This is a genomic window from Porphyromonas sp. COT-108 OH2963 (assembly GCF_000768895.1).
GTDB lineage: Bacteria > Bacteroidota > Bacteroidia > Bacteroidales > Porphyromonadaceae > Porphyromonas_A > Porphyromonas_A canoris.
This window is the reverse complement of sequence record NZ_JRAP01000015.1, coordinates 93,480-112,624: the sequence shown is the minus strand read 5'-3', so window position 1 is coordinate 112,624 and position 19,145 is coordinate 93,480. Positions and strand designations below refer to the sequence as shown.

The following is a 19,145-nucleotide window of genomic DNA, read 5'->3' as shown; positions in this document are numbered from 1 at the left end:
ATCCGAAACAAGAACGAGAGAGGGTCGGACTATAACACACAGATATGATCTATAAGCTCACATCATCATATATCACTACACTGCTCTTCGGGTTGCTCTGTTTCTTCGGAGCGGTCTCTCATTCTGCGGCACAAAGCGGTGCAATAATCACGGCGGAGGAGGCGGATAGCAGAATCTTTGCAAACCGTGCGGCTCTCCTGCTGAACGAGGAAGACCTTGGAGCTAAAATCAATCACCTGCACTGGGCAATAGAGCTGGACAGCACCAATCTTGCGGCATACGTGGAGCTTGGAAACATTGCACTCCGCACCAACAACATCAATCTTGCATCGGAATACCTGCTTAAAAGCTACGACTTGAGCAATAAAGATCCTTTCTTGGGACAGACACTCCTGAGGATTGCCATGGCTATGCAGAACGAGAAGCTGGTCTTGAAGGTGGGCGAAGAGCTGCTGCAAAATTCGCCGGAAGACTTGGAGGTGTTGGACTCAATGGCTCGGCTCTACGAACAGAAAAGGATGCCGGAAAAGAGTATCTTCTATCTCCGGAAGATGAACGGCATTCTGTCGGATGAGATAACCATTACCTTCCGCATCGCTCAAAACTTTGCCTTAAACAAGCAAGAAGATAAGGGACTCAAAGAGATAAGCCGGTACATTTCGGACCACCCTATGGAGCTGAGAGGTTATCTCTCCATGATGGCGTATCTGAACATGATAGGACGGGAGGAAGAGGCTGTAAAGTACATCGGACAGATCCCGAAAGAGCTGAAAAAGAGTCCGGAAATAATCCTCACAAGAGCGAGACTTGCGCTGAAAGATGGCAACTATAAGGAGGCAAAGAAAGAGTTCGGAGCACTGCTCAGAACGGATGGCATAGATCCTCAAGCCATTGACGAGCTTATCTCTATGCTCGCCCCTTATGTATCGAAAGAGAATGTCTCTTTTCTGCAGGAGTTTGTTCCGTTTTTTGAAGAGATAAAGCAGGAATACGAGCAGACCTCCTCCATCGCGCTCTTCCTTGCCGACATGTACATCGCTCAGGATAAGACGGAAAAGGCAGAGGCGATATATTCCGAACTCATCGAGCGCGGAGCATCTGACATGAAGCCTTACAGCTACATGATTCAGAAAGCAATGACCGCCTCGAATGCGGCGGAAATGATACGCATAGCGGAAAAGGGAAGAGCCGCACACCCTACAAGACCGGACTTCTACATCTACAACGTACTGGCTCTTGGCGAACAGGAGAAGCCGGATGAGGCTTTGGCAGTAGCCAACAAAGGGCTGGAAGTGGCAGACAAAGGCTCTTTCCTCTACGGGCATCTACTCTTTGTCTCCGCCGATCTGCTCAATGAGAAAGGCGAAACGGATGAAGCTCTGAAACGATACGAGCAGGCATTGGGCTATCTGCCCAAAGATGCATTGCTGCTGAACAACTATGCTTATGCGCTTGCCACATCCAACAGAAACATCGAACGGGCAGAGGCTCTCGCAAGTGAAGCTATACGGATAGACTCATCCAATGCCTCTTTCTTGGATACATACGCCTGGATACTCTACTTACGCGAAAATTATGGCTTGGCGAAGTACTACATCGAGAGTGCCATAAGGAACAGCAAGGAGGGAGTAAGCAGTGTGTTGCTGGATCATTACGGGGATATTTTATGGAAACTCAACGACAAGGGGAATGCCGTAAAAGCTTGGCAGGATGCGTTGAAAGCCGGGGCGGAAGATGGTGAGAAGATCAAGAAAAAGATAGAACAGGCTGCATTGTAATATTCTTAATAATAACATGAAGCAAAATAGCATAATACGCTGGAGCAGCGTACTGTTAGCAGTAACTCTTCTAAGCAGTTGCGGTATATTCCGGAAGTTGTCCGGAGATAAACCACTCACCTCTCCGTTCATCACGGACAGGCAGATGGCAATAGACGCAATCAATAATCAGCCCAAGATTGAAAAGCTGGAAGGGAGGGGCGGAATAGCCATCAAGACCGACAAAAACAATGTATCCTCTCGCTGTGTACTGCACGTCTCCAAAGATGAATATGCTTCCCTGTCGGTGAGACCTCTTGGACTGATTGAGGTGGGAAGGCTCACCATCACACCGAAAAAGCTTCTGGTGGTGGACAGATTCAATAAACAGGCATTCCGAACAAGTGTGGGAGTGGCTACCAATATCTTTTCCCAGATTTTTGCAGGTTGGGATCTTGCGGCTTTGCAGTGTATGCTCCTCGCCCAACCGTTTACGCCAAGCAAGCAGGGTGCGGAAGCAATAAACGGCATGGAGTATGTCCCAAACTCTTCAGGCTTTACCCTGACAAAGAAAGAGGGCAAGATCGTTGTCCGTTTGGACTATTCTCCTCTGCCGGCACCGAGATTGCGTGAAGCGCACATCTACTATGGCTCAAAAGTGGAACGGGTACTCTCCTGCTTCTATGAGCGTTACCAACCGGTGGGACAAAGCGATATCTTCTTCCCTAAAATCATCACACTGAAAACCTATCCGGATAGAGACACCAAAGAACAAACCCTGGTAACACTCACTTTAGACAAAACTTTGGAAAAACTTCCGTCTGAAGCTCCAAGCACGGATATTCCTAAAGGGTACAGAAGTGTGAGTTGGGCAGAAGTGATTTCCATGATAAAAGAACTCCAAAAATAGACCAGAGTATGTTTCGAGGGCTTTTCAAACTCTTTTTAGCTCTATTCATTGTGCTGTCTCCTATCGGTATGTCGGCACAAAATCAGAGGAAATCGGCTACGGTGCGAAAGTTGGAATCGCAGCGTAAGAAGATGCAGGAAGAGATCAATACACTAAATAAGGAGCTGAAGAAAGCATCGAAAGATACAAAGAGCAGTCAGAATCGTTTGGCTTTACTCAATCGGCAGATAGAGACAAGGAAACAAATGATAGAGACACTAACGCAAGAGATAGACGAAGCAGATAAAAACCTGATCCTCCTGACCGGTCAGATAGACACGCTGACCACCCAACACTCGCACAGGCAGCAGGCTTACGTCAAGAGTCTTCAGGCTATGAGCCGTCGGAGAGGGGCTAAAGACCAGCTGCTCTACCTGCTGTCTGCAAAGGATATAAGGCAGTCGTTCAGACGATTGAGATACTTGGCAACCTATGCCAACTGGCAGAAAGAGGAGGCAGAAAAGCTGAAATCCATACAGCTTTCGGTACAAAAGAAAAAAGAAGAGCTGGACACCCAACGGGCAGAAAAGGCTTCGTTGCTCTCCACACGCGAACAAGAAAAAGAACGTCTGCTTGCCAACCAGGAGGAGAGCAAGAAAGAGGTAAGTCGTCTCCAAAAGAAACAGAAAGATATTCAGGCTAATCTGAAAAAGAAGAAGCAGCAGGCTCAGACTTTAGACCGCCAGATTCAAAATCAGATAGCAAAAGAAGTTGCCGCTGCACAAGAAAAAGCGAGAAAAGCAGCAGAAGCAAAAAAGAGACAACAACAGTCTCCCAAGAAAGGGACTACCGCTACCGCTCCTGTGACAGAGGAACGCAAGGCAGAAGTATCGGGAGGATACGCGATGACAAAAGATGAACGTCTGCTCTCCAACTCCTTTGCCGGCAATAAAGGAAAACTACCGATGCCGGTTACAGGGCAGTATAAGATAGTGGGTCAGTTCGGTCAGCAAAATCACAGTGAACTCAAATCCATACAGATAAACAGCAACGGTATAGACATAGAATCGCCTCAAGGCGCAGAAGCTCGTGCTGTATTCAATGGAACGGTCTCTAAAGTTTTTGTGGTCGATGGCTATAACAACACCATCATAATACGGCATGGGAACTATCTCACTGTTTATAGTAACATCAAGAATGTCTATGTAAAAGCAGGAGATCATGTGACCACGGGACAGAAAATAGGTTCGGTATATTCTGATCCTGAGTTAGGAGGAGCCTGCCAACTCCATTTCCAGCTTTGGAAAGAGCGCAGCAAACAAAATCCTCTACACTGGTTGTCCAGATAGTTATTAGGAATGAAACAGATCAAAAATACAATAATAGCACAAAGCATAGAAGAACTATCGCAATGCTTGAAGGGAGCAAAAAGCGTTGCGACAGTGGGTTTCTTTGATGGTGTCCACTTAGGACATCAGGATCTTCTCCAAAGAGTTCGCACGGAAGCCGGAAAAATGGGAGCAAAGAGTGTGGTGATAACTTTTGCGGAGCATCCTCTCACGGTGGTCGGAGGCGCTTCCAGGAAAAAGCCGTTACTGTTATGCGACAGGAGAGATAAGGAAATGCTCCTCTCCCAACAAGGGATGGACTTTATTCTGATGCTCCATTTCACGCCCGAACTTGCAGCTATAACGGGTAAAGATTTCGCACAAACACTCCATGACAAATGCAATACGACAGCTTTGGTAATGGGTTATGACAATCATTTTGGCTCTAAACGTTTCAGCACTCAAGAGGAGACACAGGCTTATATAGACAGCTGGGCAATTCCGGTTATCCGGCATGAAGCTCTCTACAAAGACGATATAAAGGTATCTTCATCGGTGATTCGCTCTGCCGTTCAGTCGGGAGACTTTGCAAAAGCATGGAGTCTCTTGGGAAGACCATACAGCGTCAAAGGGATTGTACAACATGGCAGCAAGATAGGACGAAGCTTAGAATATCCCACCGCAAATATCGAAATAGATCCGGAGCATGAGCTTGTGCCGGCTCAAGGTATCTTTGTCTCCGAAGTGATTGTAGAGGGTACGAGATATGGCGGAATGTCTTACTACGGACAGCGACCCACGTTGGGGCACGACGAGAAAGCCCGTATGGAGGTTTTTCTATTCGACTTCTCCGGAAATCTTTACGGCAAAGAGGTAGAGATTTTATTCTATCACTACCTCAGAGCAGACATCAAATTTTACTCTTTGGACGCATTGGCGGAGCAGCTACGTAAAGATGAGATCGACTCTCGTGCATTTCTGAAAAATCTTCATGCCGAATAAATCCCATCATGAAGACGCCCCGAATAGAGATCAAAGACATAATAAGGAGTAAGTATAAAGGCTGGATCCCCAAATCGCTTATCTCTTTTCTCCGGAGGCTCATACACCAACAGGAGATCAATGAAATGCTCCAACTCCAAGGCCATATCGGGGGCGTGGAGTATGCCAACAGGCTCTTGAAAGCATTCGATATATCTCTCAACATTTCGGGAGAAGAGCAGATAACGGCACTTAAAGGGAGACAGCTGCTCTTTGTATCCAATCATCCGCTTGGCGGACTGGATGGAATCGCTCTGACTGCCTGGTTGGGCAAGCTGCTTGAAGGTAGATTATTCGTTCCGGTAAACGACCTTCTGATGTCCATTCCTCAGTTTGGAGACATCTTCCTTCCCGTAAACAAACATGGTGTTCAGAACAGAAAACTTGGAGAGATGATAGCTCAAGCTCTCGAAGAGAAAAGGCATGGGCTCACTTTTCCTGCCGGTTTCTGTTCGAGACAAAATGATAAAGGAGAGATTCGAGATACGGAATGGAAAAGCTCTTTCCTACGATTGGCGCAGCAGCACAACCTTACCATTGTTCCGCTATTCTTCGATGCCACCAACTCTCCACGCTTTTACAGGTATGCCCGATGGCGTCAAGGGCTGGGCATTAAGCTGAATATCGAAATGGTGTTGCTTCCCGATGAGATGTTCAAAGGGCGACACAAGACATTCAATATCTATGTAGCTCCTCCGATATTCCCCGAACAGATCCCTTCCGAAAAGAGCAAACATCAAGCCTTTTCGGAGCAGATCAAAGAGAGTATCTACCGCTTACCTTCTATCTCTAAATAAAGATGCAAACGATCATTCCCCCTATCGAAAAGTCCGTTCTCCGTTCGGAACTGAAGCCGGAGATGTTGCTCAGAAAGACCAACAGGGCAGACAACGAGATCTATATCTTTCAAGCTCACGAAGCTCCCAATCTGATGCGAGAAGTGGGCAGGTTAAGAGAGGAGGCTTTCCGGTATTACGGCGGAGGGAGCGGACTGGAAACGGATACAGACAGATTCGATTACGAAGGGGGATATAAGCAGATCATCGTCTGGGATCCGGAAGAAGAGAAGATACTCGGCGGGTACAGATTCATCTGTGGAGAGCATGTTCCGACAAACGATGGTGTTCCGGATCTTGCCAGTGCGCACATGTTCTCTTTCTCACAAGAGTTCATCACGGACTATCTGCCCTATACCATAGAGCTGGGACGCTCTTTCGTCTCCCTCTCATGCCAGAGCACTCTTCCCGACAGCTCTGTTTCCTCCTCAAAAGGAATATTTGCGTTGGACAACCTGTGGGACGGTGTGGGTGCTCTTCCACTGCTTTACCCCGAATACCGATACTTCTTCGGCAAGGTTACCATGTACAAAGGGTACAACAGATATTGCCGTGACATCATCATCTTCCTCCTGTCCAAATACTACTCCGATCCCAAACAGCTTGTCCGCCCGATAGAAGAAGTTCCTTACACGACACCGGTAGAGGCGTTGTCCGAGATACTTCACTACGACACTTTTGAAGAAAACTACAAAGCCGTGAACCGTCTCGTTCGAGAATATGGCATAAACATCCCTCCGCTCATCAACTCTTACGTACAGATTGCAAAGCAGCTGGTGTTTTACGGCACGGCTATCAACAGACACTTTTCAGATGTCGAAGAGAGTGCCATACTGCTCCCCTTCGCCGGCATAAATGAAGAAAAGCTCAGACGACACGTAGAAAGCTTCATCCGCGACTGCGCTTTACGCTACAAGAAGAGACTTCACCGCTCGGAGTCGGACGGGAATCTCTCCTAAATCAAAATATCTTCCCTTTTCATGGAAACCGCTCACCTACTCGTTGTGGACGATGACAGCGCCATTCGATCCTCTCTATCCCTGCTTCTCAAGCGAGCCGGCTACAATGTATCTGTGGCAGAGTCTCCACGTGCAGCTCTCTCTTGCATAGAAGAACAGCCTCCTCACCTTATCTTGATGGATATGAACTTCTCTCTCTCCACAACCGGAGACGAGGGGCTATTCCTTTTGAGTCAGGTCAAAAAGAGATGGGAAGAGATACCGGTCATACTGATGACCGCATGGGGATCCATAGAACTGGCAGTGAAAGGGATGCAAGCAGGAGCGTTCGACTTTGTAACGAAACCGTGGGACAACTATAAGCTCTTGGAGTCTGTACGTAACGCTTTGGAGCTGAACAGACCGGAAACGGGAGAGAAAGAGATTTCCTCCAGACAGCAGCTCGACAAAAACCACAGCTTCGACCATATCATCGGACACTCGCCTGCTATCATCGAACTGCTTCAGACCGTTGCACGCATAGCTCCTACCACTGCTTCTGTCCTCATAACGGGAGAAAGCGGCACGGGGAAAGAGCTGATAGCCGAAGCTATACACCTCAACAGCAAGCGACGCTCCGAATCTTTTGTCAAGGTAAACCTTGGCGGGATCTCGGCATCGCTCTTCGAGAGCGAAATGTTCGGACACAAGAAAGGCGCTTTTACGGATGCCGTGGCAAGCCGTACCGGCAGGTTTGCTCTTGCAGACAAGGGAACTATTTTTCTGGACGAGATCGGAGAGCTGGACTTAGCTTCTCAAGTGAAACTGCTGAGAGTGTTGCAAGACCAGACTTTTGAGGTTTTGGGCGAAAGCTCACCCACCAAAGTGGACATACGTGTAGTGAGTGCCACGAATGCCGATCTTGCTTCGATGGTTGCCGCCGGCACATTCAGAGAAGATCTCTACTACCGTATCAACCTCATCGTACTCCGTGTACCGCCTTTGAGAGAACGCAGAGAGGACATCCCTCTTCTGGCAAAACATTTTGCGCAGAAGCTATGCAAAGCCAATGGTCTGCCGGCTGTATCTTTTACTCCGGAAGCAGAAAGCTTTCTCTCCTCCCTGCACTACTCCGGCAATGTTCGGGAGTTGAAAAACCTCATCGAACGCTCCATCCTCATCTCCGGCAAGTCCGTTCTGGACAAAGGAGACATTCAGCACAGAGAAGAGCAGTATATGCCGGACACCCCACCGCTTTCCGAGCAGACACTCGAAGAGATAGAAGCCGAAACCATAAGACAGAAAATTACGGAATACAACGGCAATCTCTCCCGTGTGGCAAAGGCTCTCGGCATAAGCAGAGGCGCACTATACAGAAGGCTCGACCGCTACGGTATCAAGTACTAACCGAATCTTACCCTCTCCTTTCCTTATGAGTTACAGACTCTCTTACTATCTGTTGGTTCTGTTGGCAATGGGCACCATTCTCTTTACAGCCCTCTATGCCGAGACCCGAACACCATGGTCGCTCATTGCTCTCGGTATCAACGGTCTGCTCTTGCTGGTTCTGCTCATCTTCTTTTTCAGACGCATCGTGATGCCTCTGCACATTCTGGACAGCGGGATGAACCTTCTGCGCTCGCAAGACTTCTCCTCAAGACTTGCCACGGTGGGGCAAAACGATGCCGATAACCTTGTTGCGATATTCAATGAAATGATAGAGCAGCTGCGCAAAGAGCGGTTGCAAGTAAGAGAAGCCAATTCACTGCTCGATCTGCTCATCAACGCCTCTCCCATGGGGGTGATCATACTGGATCTGGATCACAATATCAAGAGTGTAAATCCGGCTTCGCTCTCCCTGCTCGGCATAGATCCCGAAACGGAGATACTGGGCAAGAAGCTGCAAGAAGCCGAACGGCTCTTCACGCTGACCCTGTCCGACATTCCGCAGGGATCTTCCATTACGGCACAGCCATCCGGCTCTGCCATCCTGCGATGCTCTCATCTTACCTTTCAGAATCAGGGATTCAAGCAGCCTTTCTTCCTCATAGAGAGTCTCACGGACGAGGTGAGAAAAGCGGAAAAAGAGGCTTACTCCAAAGTGATACGCATGATAGCCCATGAGGTAAACAATACCACTGCCGGACTCACATCCACTCTCCAAAGCCTGCATGACATTTTGCAGGAAGAGCCGAACAAGGCAGATCTCGTGGAGGTACTCGACAGCTGCAATCACCGCTCAAGGCAGATGAGCCGTTTCATCACGCAGTTTGCCGATGTTGTCCGCATTCCGCAACCACAGTTTGCCACTTCGGACATCAATCTTCTGCTGAAACGGTGTGCTCTATTCATGGAGCATCAGTTCAGCGAGAACCGCATTGCCCTCCATCTGGAGCTATCCCCCGAACCGCTCAACACCTCTTTCGACGACGGACTCATAGAGCAGGTCATCCTCAATATCCTCAAAAACAGCATGGAGAGCATAGGCACCGATGGCAATATCACGCTATCCTCCTCGCTCTCTCCTGCTCCGGAGATTGTCATTACCGACGATGGGCCGGGCATATCAAAGGAGCTTTCGGACAAGATATTCAACCCCTTCTTCTCCACCAAACCCAATGGGCAGGGCATCGGACTGCTCTTCATCATGGAGGTGTTGGACAGACACCACTTCACCTATTCGCTTCGGACGGAAGAGGATGGCAAGACACGCTTCCGAATCAGAATAAAAACGGTATAAATCGTCTCCGAAAACTGCTCCGAAACGACCCGAAAAAAGGGGCTTTTTGCCGGTATTTTTATATAAAAACGGAGTGCTCACATTCTGCTCCAAAACTACTCCGCTCCCTCTCTTTGGGGAGTGGAGATTTTTATTTATAGCCGTAAGAGATTGAAATAGAGCAGAATATAAATCAGCGCGAATTTGAAAAAAATTTTTCTTCAGTCCGTTTGATGGGGCTTTTTCGCGTTAATTAGTATAAATTTTAACACCCTTCTCTGTAAACGTTTCCTAATAGAGAAATTTGCCTTTTCAGGGGTATTTTAGGGCGAAAATACGTAGTCGGTTGATTGTTAGCACTTTAATGATTTTGGCTAAACACGTTAATCGAATCCGGTAAACGTGTTTAATGAAATCAGTAAACGTGTTCATTGAAAAATTAAACACGTTAAGCCGACAAAATATGCTCGTTTACCATTTTAGCTTAACAGCTATCGAAATTTGTGTTAATAAAACGGGCTGATTTAACAAATTCGGCACCCCTCTGAAAATGACCCCTCCGATCAAAATAGAGAGACCGAAAAAAGCGACCATTTTTCGGGATGGAATATATAAAAACAACCTCTCCCACTTTCCCCTTTTTCAAGAGTAAAATAGAAGCAAACAGGCTACTCCGGAAACCTTTCCGAAGTAGCCTGTTCTCTATTATCGGGCAAAAGGGATGTGCTTTATCAGAGCGGTATCTCCACTTTGCTCGGATATATTCTCTTGGGATCCCCGAAGAGAGCCATCGTTTCAGCCATAACGCCTCTTGAAGGTTTGAGCTTGGTCTCTTTGACCAATGCTCCATTCAGATAGACTTGCACCGGTAAGGCAAAGTTTATATCGTCTACATAGATGGAGAGTGTGCCCGTAACCTTTCCGGCAATCTCTTTGGTTTTCAGCTCTATCTTGTTTCCCTCTTTCACGAGATCGAATAGAATCCGGTCGGTATCGGACGAACGCTTGAGCGAACGAAAGTCCAAGTTGTAAACGGCATTGGCATAACCTCCCGTGCCGACCTTACCTCCGGGGAATATGTTGTAGTATTCGTAGGTAACGTGGCGAGGATTACTCCGGCGTCTCTGCTTGATAAACCAAGGAGCCATATCGAAATAGCGTGTACCCAGATGGTCTCTGCTGGGTTGGATGATCACCATCCCCTCATAGTCCGCAGGGTTTTCTTTCTGAAGCTCCTCGTGCCTGTCTTTCCACTTGTATGCGTAGAGGTTTCTGCTGAAACCGAAATCGTTGGCGCCCACTTCCATACGGAACGGGAGATTTCTAAGGTTTACAGCTTCCGTAGAGGGCTTCTCCGCTGCGGCAAGAACACCTGCGGCTGCGAAGTAGTCGGGCATGAACAGAGCCAGACGAAGCGTTCCGTATCCACCCTCAGAGATACCCGTCAGATAGACTCTATCGGGATCGGCTATTCCGCTCAACACTGCCAGCTGATAAGCTCTTAGGAATGCAGCTCTCTGCGGTTGGTAGTACCAGCGACCTTTACGGTCGTCCGACATACGAGGTACAAAGTAGAAAGATGGCGCATCGTCGTACTGACGGCTCAGCGAGAGTGCCGCATTCCACTCGTTTTCATTGATGGTAGAGCCCCACTCCGAAAGTGTTTGGGGATAAGAGCCACCGCCATGAAGATTGATGACCATAGGGTATCCTCCGCCGGGCATATCCCCTTTCGGGAAGCACTTGATCTTCATGCGCTCCTGCTGAGGGATACTCCAGATGATCTCTTTACTTGGAAGCTCGACCGCCAGACCGGACTTTTCGAGTCGCTCTTTATTGGCTTCTTTCCAAAGCATCCATATCTGATCTCTTTCGGATTTTAGTTCGTCCGGTGTGATGTACTCTCTGTACATCGCCACAGGAGCCAATGCAATATCCTCCTTATCGAGCTGCTGCTTGAGGAAAGATACAATGCGATCGTTGGAGATAAACTCCTCTCGTTTCGCTCCTTCGTCCTCTGCCTCCGGCTTGTCCGCCCTACAACCGGGAGATAAGAGCAGTGCTCCGAACAGCAGAAGAGCGAAACCGGCTTTTGACACACTGTTACTTCTCATCTTCTTGGAAGAAAACGATAAGCTCATCCTTCTTGAAGCCATTGAACGACTTAAGATAAGCTTGAGCCGATCCTTTAGGCACATAAAAACGGAAATACTGCTTGCCATCTTTTACAAATGGAACACCTTCAAAGGGGAAGCCTTCGTACGCAGGAGGAGTAGAAGTGAGAAATCTTATGGAACGAAGACTGGAACATCCGGAGAACGCATCGTACCCGATGGTTCTAATCTTACCGAGGAAAGTTACACTCTTCAAGTTTCTACAAGAAAGAAACATTCCCTCCGGTATTAGTTCCACTCCCGCAGGAATAATGATATGCTCCAATGCCATATCTGCCCAGAAAGCATTATTTTCGATACTCTCCACAGATGATGGAAGCTTAATATTCTTTAGTTTTTGAGAAGCACAGAAGGCTCCATCCCCTATTCGTTTGAGAGAAGTACCGGGGAAGACGATAGTCTCAAGATTGCAATAGCCAAACCAGCCCCTGCCGACACTCTCAAGATTGCGTGGAGCAATGAACTTCTTTACGGTCTTATTGTCTTTCAAAACAGAGTCGTCATAGTCCAAATCAAATGTTGCATCTGCCATGTCTATCTCTTCCAATGTTTTCATTTTATTCTTTATGAAAGAGAAGTCGACCTGCCTTATTGCCATATTCTTTACGACAAGATACTTTATCGTACCGGCTTCTTGCTCTGAAATCTTCTCAGAAAGACGACCCTCTCCGGTAACAACCTTCTCATTTTCACGTGGTACTATTTTCAGCTTGCTATTGTCTCCTTTATCTTTGATGAAGTCGTATCTGAAACGAACACTTTCTACTGCACCATCTTTACCCTTTGCCTCTATGAGCTGTAGCTTAACGTAGCGATTTTCTTTCGCTATACGAATAATGAATACTCGGTCAGACACTTTCAAAGCAGCACTTTCGGCATCCTTGGTGTACCATCCACCTTGGGCAAGAAGAGGATTGGTAGAGAGAACCACAGAGGGTGCCAGCTCGCGACGGATGTCTTCTTCCCAAAGACCCGGCTCTTTCAAAAACGGCTCTGCACTCTCTATTCCGTCAAAGTCATTCGTATTGGTCTTATAAACAGAGCCCTTTCCTTTTCCGCTCTCTCCGCTATTTGTACGACCCTCCAAACCGAGAAATGCAATATCCCATTCACTGCTCGATGCAACATCGGCAGCCTTTACCTCTACTGTTTTATTATTCACAAACGAGAAGTAAACGAACTCGCCTACGGTTCCTTCTTGCAAAGAGCTATTAGGAGTCTTTATCTCTACATTGAATGGACCTGTTTCCGGTCCATCCGGACCTTTTCCTTTTTTGTCGCAAGACTGCAAGCTCACAAGAGCAAGCAGCATGAAAATAAATTTGAGATTGTTTTTCATAAAGATTATGTTTTAGTGTACTGTTTACGGAATGCAAACTTAAAGATTTCGAATACATGCCGAACTCCCGAATTTTAGGTATTTGGGGCGGAAGAGATCGTACCTAATTGTTGGGAAATTGCAGCATCAGCACAAAAAAAGACCGGTATCTCAAAACAGATACCGGTCTTTATCTTTATCTCTTCTCGCTTACACGAGAGCAAATCATACCAATGCTTGAACGTCTTTTGCGATCATGAGCTCTTCGTCCGTAGGCACTACCATGATGGTTGCCTTTGATCCATCTTTGGAGATAACCATCTCCTTACCTCTCATGTTGGTATTGAGTTCTTTGTCTATCTCCAATCCGAGGAAGCCAAGACCCTCGCATACGGTTTCACGGGTAGTCCATTGATTCTCTCCCACACCGCCTGTAAAGATGAGAAGATCCACACCTCCCATTGCGGCAGCATAGGCTCCGATGTACTTCTTGATGCGATAGTCGTACATTTCCATAGCCAATATCGCTTTCTTATCACCTCTTTCGATACCGGCTTCTACCTCTCTCATGTCGGAAGAGATCTGCGTAACACCGAGAACACCGGACTTTTTGTTGATAAGGTTGCTAAGGCCTTCACCATCCAAGCCAAGCTTTTCGACCAAGAACGCAAGCGCACCCGGATCAACATCTCCACAGCGTGTTCCCATGATAAGACCCTCGGTAGGAGTAAGTCCCATAGAGGTATCCATCACTTTACCATCCTTTATGGCCGCGATAGAAGCTCCGTTACCAATGTGTGCGGTAATAATCTTTGTCTTGTTGATATCCAGCCCAAGCACCTCGCAAGCACGTTGGCTCACATATCTGTGGCTTGTCCCATGGAATCCGTAACGGCGAATACCGTACTTCTCATACAGTTCGTATGGCAGAGCATACATATATGCAAACGGCTCCATAGTCTGATGGAATGCTGTGTCGAACACACCTACCTGAGGAACTTTAGGCAGAAGAGCCTTTATTGCATCCACTCCTTTGATGTTGGGTGGATTATGAAGAGGAGCAAGCTCTATGCACTCTTCAACTTGCTTGATCACTTCGTCCGTTATGAGGACACTCTTGGAGAATTTCTCTCCTCCGTGAACAAGACGGTGTCCCACAGCTTCTATCTCATCATAGGAGGAGATACAACCGTGCTCCTTATCTTTAAGTACAGACAAAATAAACTCCACCGCGGCAGTATGCTCAGGGAGATCTTTTTCCAGAATTACCTTTTTGCCGTCTTTCCCAACGAACTTAAGGAATGATCCCGGCAGGCCGAGTTTTTCTACTCCACCCTCTGCCAATACCTCCTTAGAGGTCATGTTGAACAACTTGTACTTTACAGACGAGCTGCCACAATTTAATACGAGGATTTTCATATCGCTATTATTGTAATGTATTTCTTCTATTGCGAAACTGCTTACTTGGCACTCTTTAGGCCGATAGACTGCAATGCCGTAATAGCCACCATGTAATAGATGTCATCCACAGAGCATCCACGGCTCAGGTCGTTCACCGGTGCAGCGATACCTTGAAGTACCGGACCCACGGCCTCTGCGCCTGCAAGACGTTGAACCAACTTGTATGCAATATTTCCCACTTCAAGAGAAGGGAATACAAGAACATTGGCATGTCCTGCTATCTTGCTGTTTGGAGCTTTCATTTCACCCACTTTAGGCACAAGAGCAGCATCTGCCTGCAACTCTCCGTCAATATTCAACTGAGGAGCTATCTCGTTTGCAATGCGTGTTGCATCTATCACCTTGTCCACAAGTTCGTTCTTAGCACTTCCTTTGGTAGAAAAACTCAAGATAGCCACCTTGGCTTCCATGTCCAAAAGATCCTTTGCGGTGTGAGCAGAAGATACCGCAATCTGAGCCAACTGCTGTGCATCCGGATTTGGAGTTACGGCACAATCGGCAAAGAGGAGTACGCCTTCCTTACCATACTCTTTGGCTGGAGTGATCATGATGAATGCGCCCGATACGGTGTTTACACCCGGAACGGTCTTGATGATCTGCAGTGCAGGACGAAGCACATCGCCTGTAAAGTTTTTCGCTCCGGCTACTTCTCCATCGGCATCTCCGGCTTTGATCATCAAACAAGATAGATATAGCGGATCTTTAGCCTTCTTTTGAGCCTCTTCGATAGTCATTCCCTTGCTCTTTCTAAGCTCGAATAAGAGGTTGGTGTACTTCTCCATCTCTGCGTGAGTATCAGGATTAACGATTTCTGCTTGAGCAATATGGCTCAGAGACAGCTCCGCTGCTTTCGCAGCAATCTCCTTTTCATCTCCGATAAGAATAATATTTGCTACACCATCTTTTATTAGTCGGTCCGCTGCTTTTAGCGTTCTCTCTTCTGTTCCTTCAGGTAGCACTATACGTTGCTTATTACCGCTCGCACGCTGTACAAATGATTGTAAAAGTTCCATGATATGGTTTGTTTTCTTTAGTATTTACTGCAAATGTACAAAACCTTTCGGACTCTGCCTATATAATCTATGGCTTTGTGCCTTAATTCGTTCACTCATTCCGTGAAGGGAAAAGGCATAGCGAGAGCGTTGTGAAAAGCTCTGAAAAGCGTGCCGAATATTCCCCTTTTCGGAGGAAAAGGCTTTTATTCACCTCGTCATCTACCTGAAATGTTACCAAAATCCCTATTCTTAGCGATTGTAACTGCCCTATTATTGGGGTACATTTGTTCATATCGAACGACACTGACAGGCCTTTCCATGAAAATACTCATCTACGGACCGGGAGTTGTAGGTAGCACGTACGGCTGGCAACTCCATTTACAAGGGCACGACATCTCGGTCCTTGTTCGCAAAGAGAAGCATAAGCTCTACTCCAAACAGGGCATACACATCATCTGTGAAGACTTCAGACGAAGAGAGAAAAAGATTTCAGATGTCATCTTCAAGCCTCATGTGATAGACGAACTCTCTCCGGACAACGACTTTGATTACATCATCGTAGCCACCAACAAGCTACAAATCTCCAAAGTACTTCCCATACTGAAAGAGCGTTCGGGGAGAGCCAACATCGTCTTCTTTCTAAACCTGTGGGACTCTTTCGATGAGATTGCCTCCTATCTGCGTCCGGAGCAGTATTTCTTCAGCTTCCCGTTCATGGTCGGAGGAGGACGCAACAAAAATGAAATACGGACAACGATCTCCGGAATGACTTTCTCACACACACCGATAGGGGAAGCAGATGGCACGATAAGCGGTAGGGTCAGGCTCTTTGCAGAGATCCTCGAAAGAGCAAACCTGAAACCTCGCATCTACAAATGTATATCAGATTGGCTGATTTCCCATTATGCAGTAGCTGCCGGACTCTCTGCCGGTGTACTTTGTGCAGGAAGTGCAGAAAGGTTTGTACGGGACAGAGAGATCTTGAAAAAGACAATATTCTGCATTCGAGAAGGTTTTGAGATTTGTGTGAAAAGGGGCGTGGATCTTGGTGTGGAGCCTACTAACAGACTCCAAAAGCTACCTCTGCTTCTTCTCATCCCTCTTGCGCAGAAAGTTTATTCCGGCAAAGCTTTGCAGTCTATATTTGACGGACACATCAATCACTCTCCTGACGAAATTCAGCAAATGCTGGAAGATGTGATAGCAAGCGGAAAAAAGTATGGTGTCAAGATGCCTAATTTCATGGAGCTAAGAGCATTCATTCACAGCAAAGAACGGCAAAGAGGTTATCACGAACAGATATAATAACTCTCTTGACAGTGGACAATTCTTTTTTCCAACGGCATCAAAAAACCTTTACATCTCTACATATCAAAAGATTACCACATTAAAATTGACTGATATTTAGAAAAACGGAATGAGAAGAACGGACAAGTATAGAGATTTCACCTTTTCATGAGGTAAATCAAGGGAATGGAGAGAGCCATTTTAGACTGCTACGGACAGGATGTTTCCCCTCCGGACCATCCAAATGAATGTGGAGGATGTAAATGCCGGACGGCAGATGGTGTTTGTTTTCACCCTGCTTTATCTGTTCGACAAAAAGGAGCAATGCCTCCTTCCGGATATTCAAAACCGGTACGCCTCTAAGGCTGAAAACAGTGCCGGAAGCATTCTGCGGATAGGCTTGAACCAGACGCAAAATGTCTTCAAAAGGGATCACGTCCTCCTTGGGCCACGCTTGCTCCTTTCCGTCATCGGAATCGGCCGGCAGTCCCAATACGGAGTTCGGAAGACCCGGAGTGGCTTTCCCGGCAGAAAGAAGGGCAGCACGCCACGATGTCGGCTCCATTCCGGATGCATCCGGACTTGTTCTCTCCAAAGATGTTCCGGCTTGAGGCTTGGGCGAGACACCAAGGTACTGACGTCTGTAGAGCATCTCGTCTATGACTTGACCCGTTGCTTGAGAACGCAGATGCAGAGAGAAGATGGTATTGGGCAGTACAGGGAGATGTATCTTCTCGTACAATGTTTTCGGATCTGTCTGCGGATAGAAAGATGAAACAGACTTTTTATATCGGGTAAGGACAATGAAGCCGGAAGCCGGAAGGATATAAGAGGTATCGGAAAGCGCAAAGCTCTTGATGTTCTTAAGCTCTGTTCCGGTGCGTATCTCAAGTGCCAAATCTTTCAAATCTATCTCTTTATCGGAACGGTTGTGTAGCTCTATAAACTCATCCCCTCCCGACACGGGATGTGCCAATACTTCGTTAATTACAATGTCGGAAACGGCAATCTCTTCAAAAGGTTGCTGTACGGGAGGCATACCGGGTGTTCCTCCGGAAGGAGAGAGTGTCGGTCTCCACTGTGCCGATGTCTTGTGTGGACTGAGAATATCCAACCGCTCAACGCTCTGCCCATCTTTCCCGGCAATATGGTCTCCATAAACCACTCTATCCACTTCTTCCTCCAAGAATAAAGAGAGGGAGAAACGTGTGTTGGCGAGTGTCGGGAACCGCTTGAGAGAGATTGCTTCGTGTACAGGAGCAGGTAATCCCTCTCTATAAAGTACGACAAAGCTGCGAGCAGGCACTTTTACATCCGGCAGTTCATAGGCTGTGTTATTATAGTATAACGTGTAAGAGGAGAGAGGAAGCTCGGAATGAGAGCTATTAAAAAGCTCTATATACTCCGCCTTGCCGGGTAAAGGTTTTGTGAGAAACTCTGAAAGGAGAAGAGATGAAACGGCCTCCGTATCTTCCAAAGAGAATGTGAAACTGACATTAAAAACCTTTGAACTTTTTATTGTTCGAAGATTTTCGATACTTAAAGTATAGGTATGGCTAAGAAGTAGTGCTGGAGAAAAATGAAGCAGCAGCTCTTCCGGCTTTGCCCCTTCACGTAGAGATACGGCAACAGACTCATCGGAAATCTTTGCCATGGCGGAAGAGTGATCGACAGATTCGGTAAAAGTGAGTCTTGCGACACTCTCCTCCGGATCGTAACCCATATCCACGATTTTAGGATCTGCATCCAATACTTCGTCTCCTCCCGCTTCGATATTATCCCAAACAAGCATGGAGCGTTTTATCTTCGTATAAAAGGCTTCGAGTGTCATGGTAGAGACGATCTCCCAATCGGACACATCGGGTATTTCGACATCTTTCTGCTCGGCGACATTACCGCCGGAAAGGGAAAGGTTGAGGCGAGAGTCGGAATAGCGCACCACAATCTTCAGTTCCTGCCAAGCCATCTGTGCCGGCGAGAGAGATACTCGTAGCAGGCTTCGGACAGAGACATCGTTTTGATCCTCTTTTGACAGCGACCGACTCCTCTCTTGTAACAACAAAACAGATCCGTTCTCTTCCGGTGTGATGAGATAGGACAGCATCTTCCGGTTACTCTTCAAAGCAAACAGCGTCCAGCGAAAACCGTTTCTGCCGGTAGGCACACCTGTAAAAGCAGTCTGCATTACCCAGGTGGTTTCATTCCCTCTCCATGCGTAGTCGTGAGATATTGACGCCCGGCTCAAAGGCGTTTCGGGACTTATCGAAAGCCGTCCGCCCTGCCATAAAAATGCTTCGACATCTCCGCTCCATTGAGACTGCGGAGGAGTAGCTCCGTGAACTCTTTCACAAAAGAAAGGGAGCAACAGTATCAGAATAAATATGTGGTTTTTCATCTATTCT

Annotated in this window: 14 protein-coding genes; 9 read left to right on the top strand and 5 right to left on the bottom strand. The window is 47.1% G+C overall.

Features of this window, described 5'->3' with window-relative positions; all coding sequences use genetic code 11:
- Positions 1-44: 44 nt before the first annotated feature.
- From HQ39_RS08285 to HQ39_RS08250, 8 genes are read left to right on the top strand one after another with little or no spacing between them, the layout of a single operon-like run.
- Positions 45-1,778, top strand: a complete 1,734-nt coding sequence (locus HQ39_RS08285; RefSeq protein ID WP_036865370.1) for a tetratricopeptide repeat protein — start codon at positions 45-47, stop codon at positions 1,776-1,778.
- Between the two features lie 16 nt (positions 1,779-1,794).
- Entirely contained in the window at positions 1,795-2,667 is an 873-nt protein-coding gene (locus tag HQ39_RS08280) for a DUF4292 domain-containing protein (protein WP_036865368.1), read from the top strand.
- Between the two features lie 8 nt (positions 2,668-2,675).
- Positions 2,676-3,995 carry a murein hydrolase activator EnvC family protein gene (locus HQ39_RS08275; RefSeq protein ID WP_036865366.1) on the top strand — a complete coding sequence of 440 codons (1,320 nt, stop codon included), beginning with the start codon at positions 2,676-2,678 and terminating at the stop codon, positions 3,993-3,995.
- Positions 3,996-4,004: 9 nt separating this feature from the next.
- On the top strand, positions 4,005-4,976 hold the full coding sequence (ribF, locus tag HQ39_RS08270) for a riboflavin biosynthesis protein RibF (RefSeq protein ID WP_052079559.1): 972 nt from the start codon (positions 4,005-4,007) through the stop codon (positions 4,974-4,976).
- Between the two features lie 8 nt (positions 4,977-4,984).
- Positions 4,985-5,812 (top strand): 1-acyl-sn-glycerol-3-phosphate acyltransferase, encoded by an 828-nt coding sequence (locus HQ39_RS08265; protein WP_036865364.1) that lies wholly within the window; start codon positions 4,985-4,987, stop codon positions 5,810-5,812.
- A gap of 2 nt (positions 5,813-5,814) precedes the next feature.
- The gene (locus HQ39_RS08260) at positions 5,815-6,810 is read left to right on the top strand and encodes a GNAT family N-acyltransferase (RefSeq protein ID WP_036865362.1); all 996 of its coding nucleotides are present in this window, start codon (positions 5,815-5,817) and stop codon (positions 6,808-6,810) included.
- A gap of 21 nt (positions 6,811-6,831) precedes the next feature.
- Positions 6,832-8,196 (top strand): sigma-54-dependent transcriptional regulator, encoded by a 1,365-nt coding sequence (locus HQ39_RS08255; protein ID WP_036865361.1) that lies wholly within the window; start codon positions 6,832-6,834, stop codon positions 8,194-8,196.
- A 25-nt stretch (positions 8,197-8,221) separates the two neighbouring features.
- Entirely contained in the window at positions 8,222-9,529 is a 1,308-nt protein-coding gene (locus HQ39_RS08250; RefSeq protein WP_036865359.1) for a sensor histidine kinase, read from the top strand.
- A gap of 710 nt (positions 9,530-10,239) precedes the next feature.
- Here the strand turns inward: HQ39_RS08250 and HQ39_RS08245 are convergent.
- The 4 genes from HQ39_RS08245 to pta all read right to left on the bottom strand — a co-directional run bounded on the left by HQ39_RS08245 (position 10,240) and on the right by pta (position 15,474).
- Positions 10,240-11,622, bottom strand: coding sequence for an alpha/beta hydrolase-fold protein (locus tag HQ39_RS08245; protein WP_036865429.1), 1,383 nt, complete (start codon positions 11,620-11,622; stop codon positions 10,240-10,242).
- Positions 11,612-13,021, bottom strand: coding sequence for a leucine-rich repeat protein (locus HQ39_RS08240; RefSeq protein ID WP_036865357.1), 1,410 nt, complete (start codon positions 13,019-13,021; stop codon positions 11,612-11,614). Before HQ39_RS08240 ends, HQ39_RS08245 begins: the two co-directional genes overlap by 11 nt.
- A 204-nt stretch (positions 13,022-13,225) precedes the next feature.
- On the bottom strand, positions 13,226-14,419 hold the full coding sequence (locus HQ39_RS08235; RefSeq protein ID WP_036847589.1) for an acetate/propionate family kinase: 1,194 nt from the start codon (positions 14,417-14,419) through the stop codon (positions 13,226-13,228).
- A 41-nt stretch (positions 14,420-14,460) separates the two neighbouring features.
- The gene (gene pta, locus HQ39_RS08230) at positions 14,461-15,474 is read right to left on the bottom strand and encodes a phosphate acetyltransferase (RefSeq protein WP_036865355.1); all 1,014 of its coding nucleotides are present in this window, start codon (positions 15,472-15,474) and stop codon (positions 14,461-14,463) included.
- Positions 15,475-15,774: 300 nt separating this feature from the next.
- On the opposite strand from pta, the gene HQ39_RS08225 reads away from it, so the two are divergent.
- Positions 15,775-16,761, top strand: a complete 987-nt coding sequence (locus HQ39_RS08225) for a ketopantoate reductase family protein (RefSeq protein WP_036788225.1) — start codon at positions 15,775-15,777, stop codon at positions 16,759-16,761.
- 160 nt (positions 16,762-16,921) lie between these two features.
- Here the strand turns inward: HQ39_RS08225 and HQ39_RS08220 are convergent, their stop codons facing one another.
- On the bottom strand, positions 16,922-19,138 hold the full coding sequence (locus tag HQ39_RS08220) for a lamin tail domain-containing protein (RefSeq protein WP_036865353.1): 2,217 nt from the start codon (positions 19,136-19,138) through the stop codon (positions 16,922-16,924).
- Between the last annotated feature and the right edge of the window lie 7 nt (positions 19,139-19,145).

Excerpts from the sequence above, each read along its gene's own strand:
- HQ39_RS08285 (WP_036865370.1), top strand. The coding sequence starts at position 45 with ATGATCTATAAGCTCACATCATCATATATCACTACACTGCTCTTCGGG.
- HQ39_RS08280 (WP_036865368.1), top strand. The coding sequence starts at position 1,795 with ATGAAGCAAAATAGCATAATACGCTGGAGCAGCGTACTGTTAGCAGTA.
- HQ39_RS08275 (WP_036865366.1), top strand. The coding sequence starts at position 2,676 with ATGTTTCGAGGGCTTTTCAAACTCTTTTTAGCTCTATTCATTGTGCTG.
- ribF (WP_052079559.1), top strand. The coding sequence starts at position 4,005 with ATGAAACAGATCAAAAATACAATAATAGCACAAAGCATAGAAGAACTA.
- HQ39_RS08265 (WP_036865364.1), top strand. The coding sequence starts at position 4,985 with ATGAAGACGCCCCGAATAGAGATCAAAGACATAATAAGGAGTAAGTAT.
- HQ39_RS08260 (WP_036865362.1), top strand. The coding sequence starts at position 5,815 with ATGCAAACGATCATTCCCCCTATCGAAAAGTCCGTTCTCCGTTCGGAA.
- HQ39_RS08255 (WP_036865361.1), top strand. The coding sequence starts at position 6,832 with ATGGAAACCGCTCACCTACTCGTTGTGGACGATGACAGCGCCATTCGA.
- HQ39_RS08250 (WP_036865359.1), top strand. The coding sequence starts at position 8,222 with ATGAGTTACAGACTCTCTTACTATCTGTTGGTTCTGTTGGCAATGGGC.
- HQ39_RS08245 (WP_036865429.1), bottom strand. The coding sequence starts at position 11,622 with ATGAGAAGTAACAGTGTGTCAAAAGCCGGTTTCGCTCTTCTGCTGTTC.
- HQ39_RS08240 (WP_036865357.1), bottom strand. The coding sequence starts at position 13,021 with ATGAAAAACAATCTCAAATTTATTTTCATGCTGCTTGCTCTTGTGAGC.
- HQ39_RS08235 (WP_036847589.1), bottom strand. The coding sequence starts at position 14,419 with ATGAAAATCCTCGTATTAAATTGTGGCAGCTCGTCTGTAAAGTACAAG.
- pta (WP_036865355.1), bottom strand. The coding sequence starts at position 15,474 with ATGGAACTTTTACAATCATTTGTACAGCGTGCGAGCGGTAATAAGCAA.
- HQ39_RS08225 (WP_036788225.1), top strand. The coding sequence starts at position 15,775 with ATGAAAATACTCATCTACGGACCGGGAGTTGTAGGTAGCACGTACGGC.
- HQ39_RS08220 (WP_036865353.1), bottom strand. The coding sequence starts at position 19,138 with ATGAAAAACCACATATTTATTCTGATACTGTTGCTCCCTTTCTTTTGT.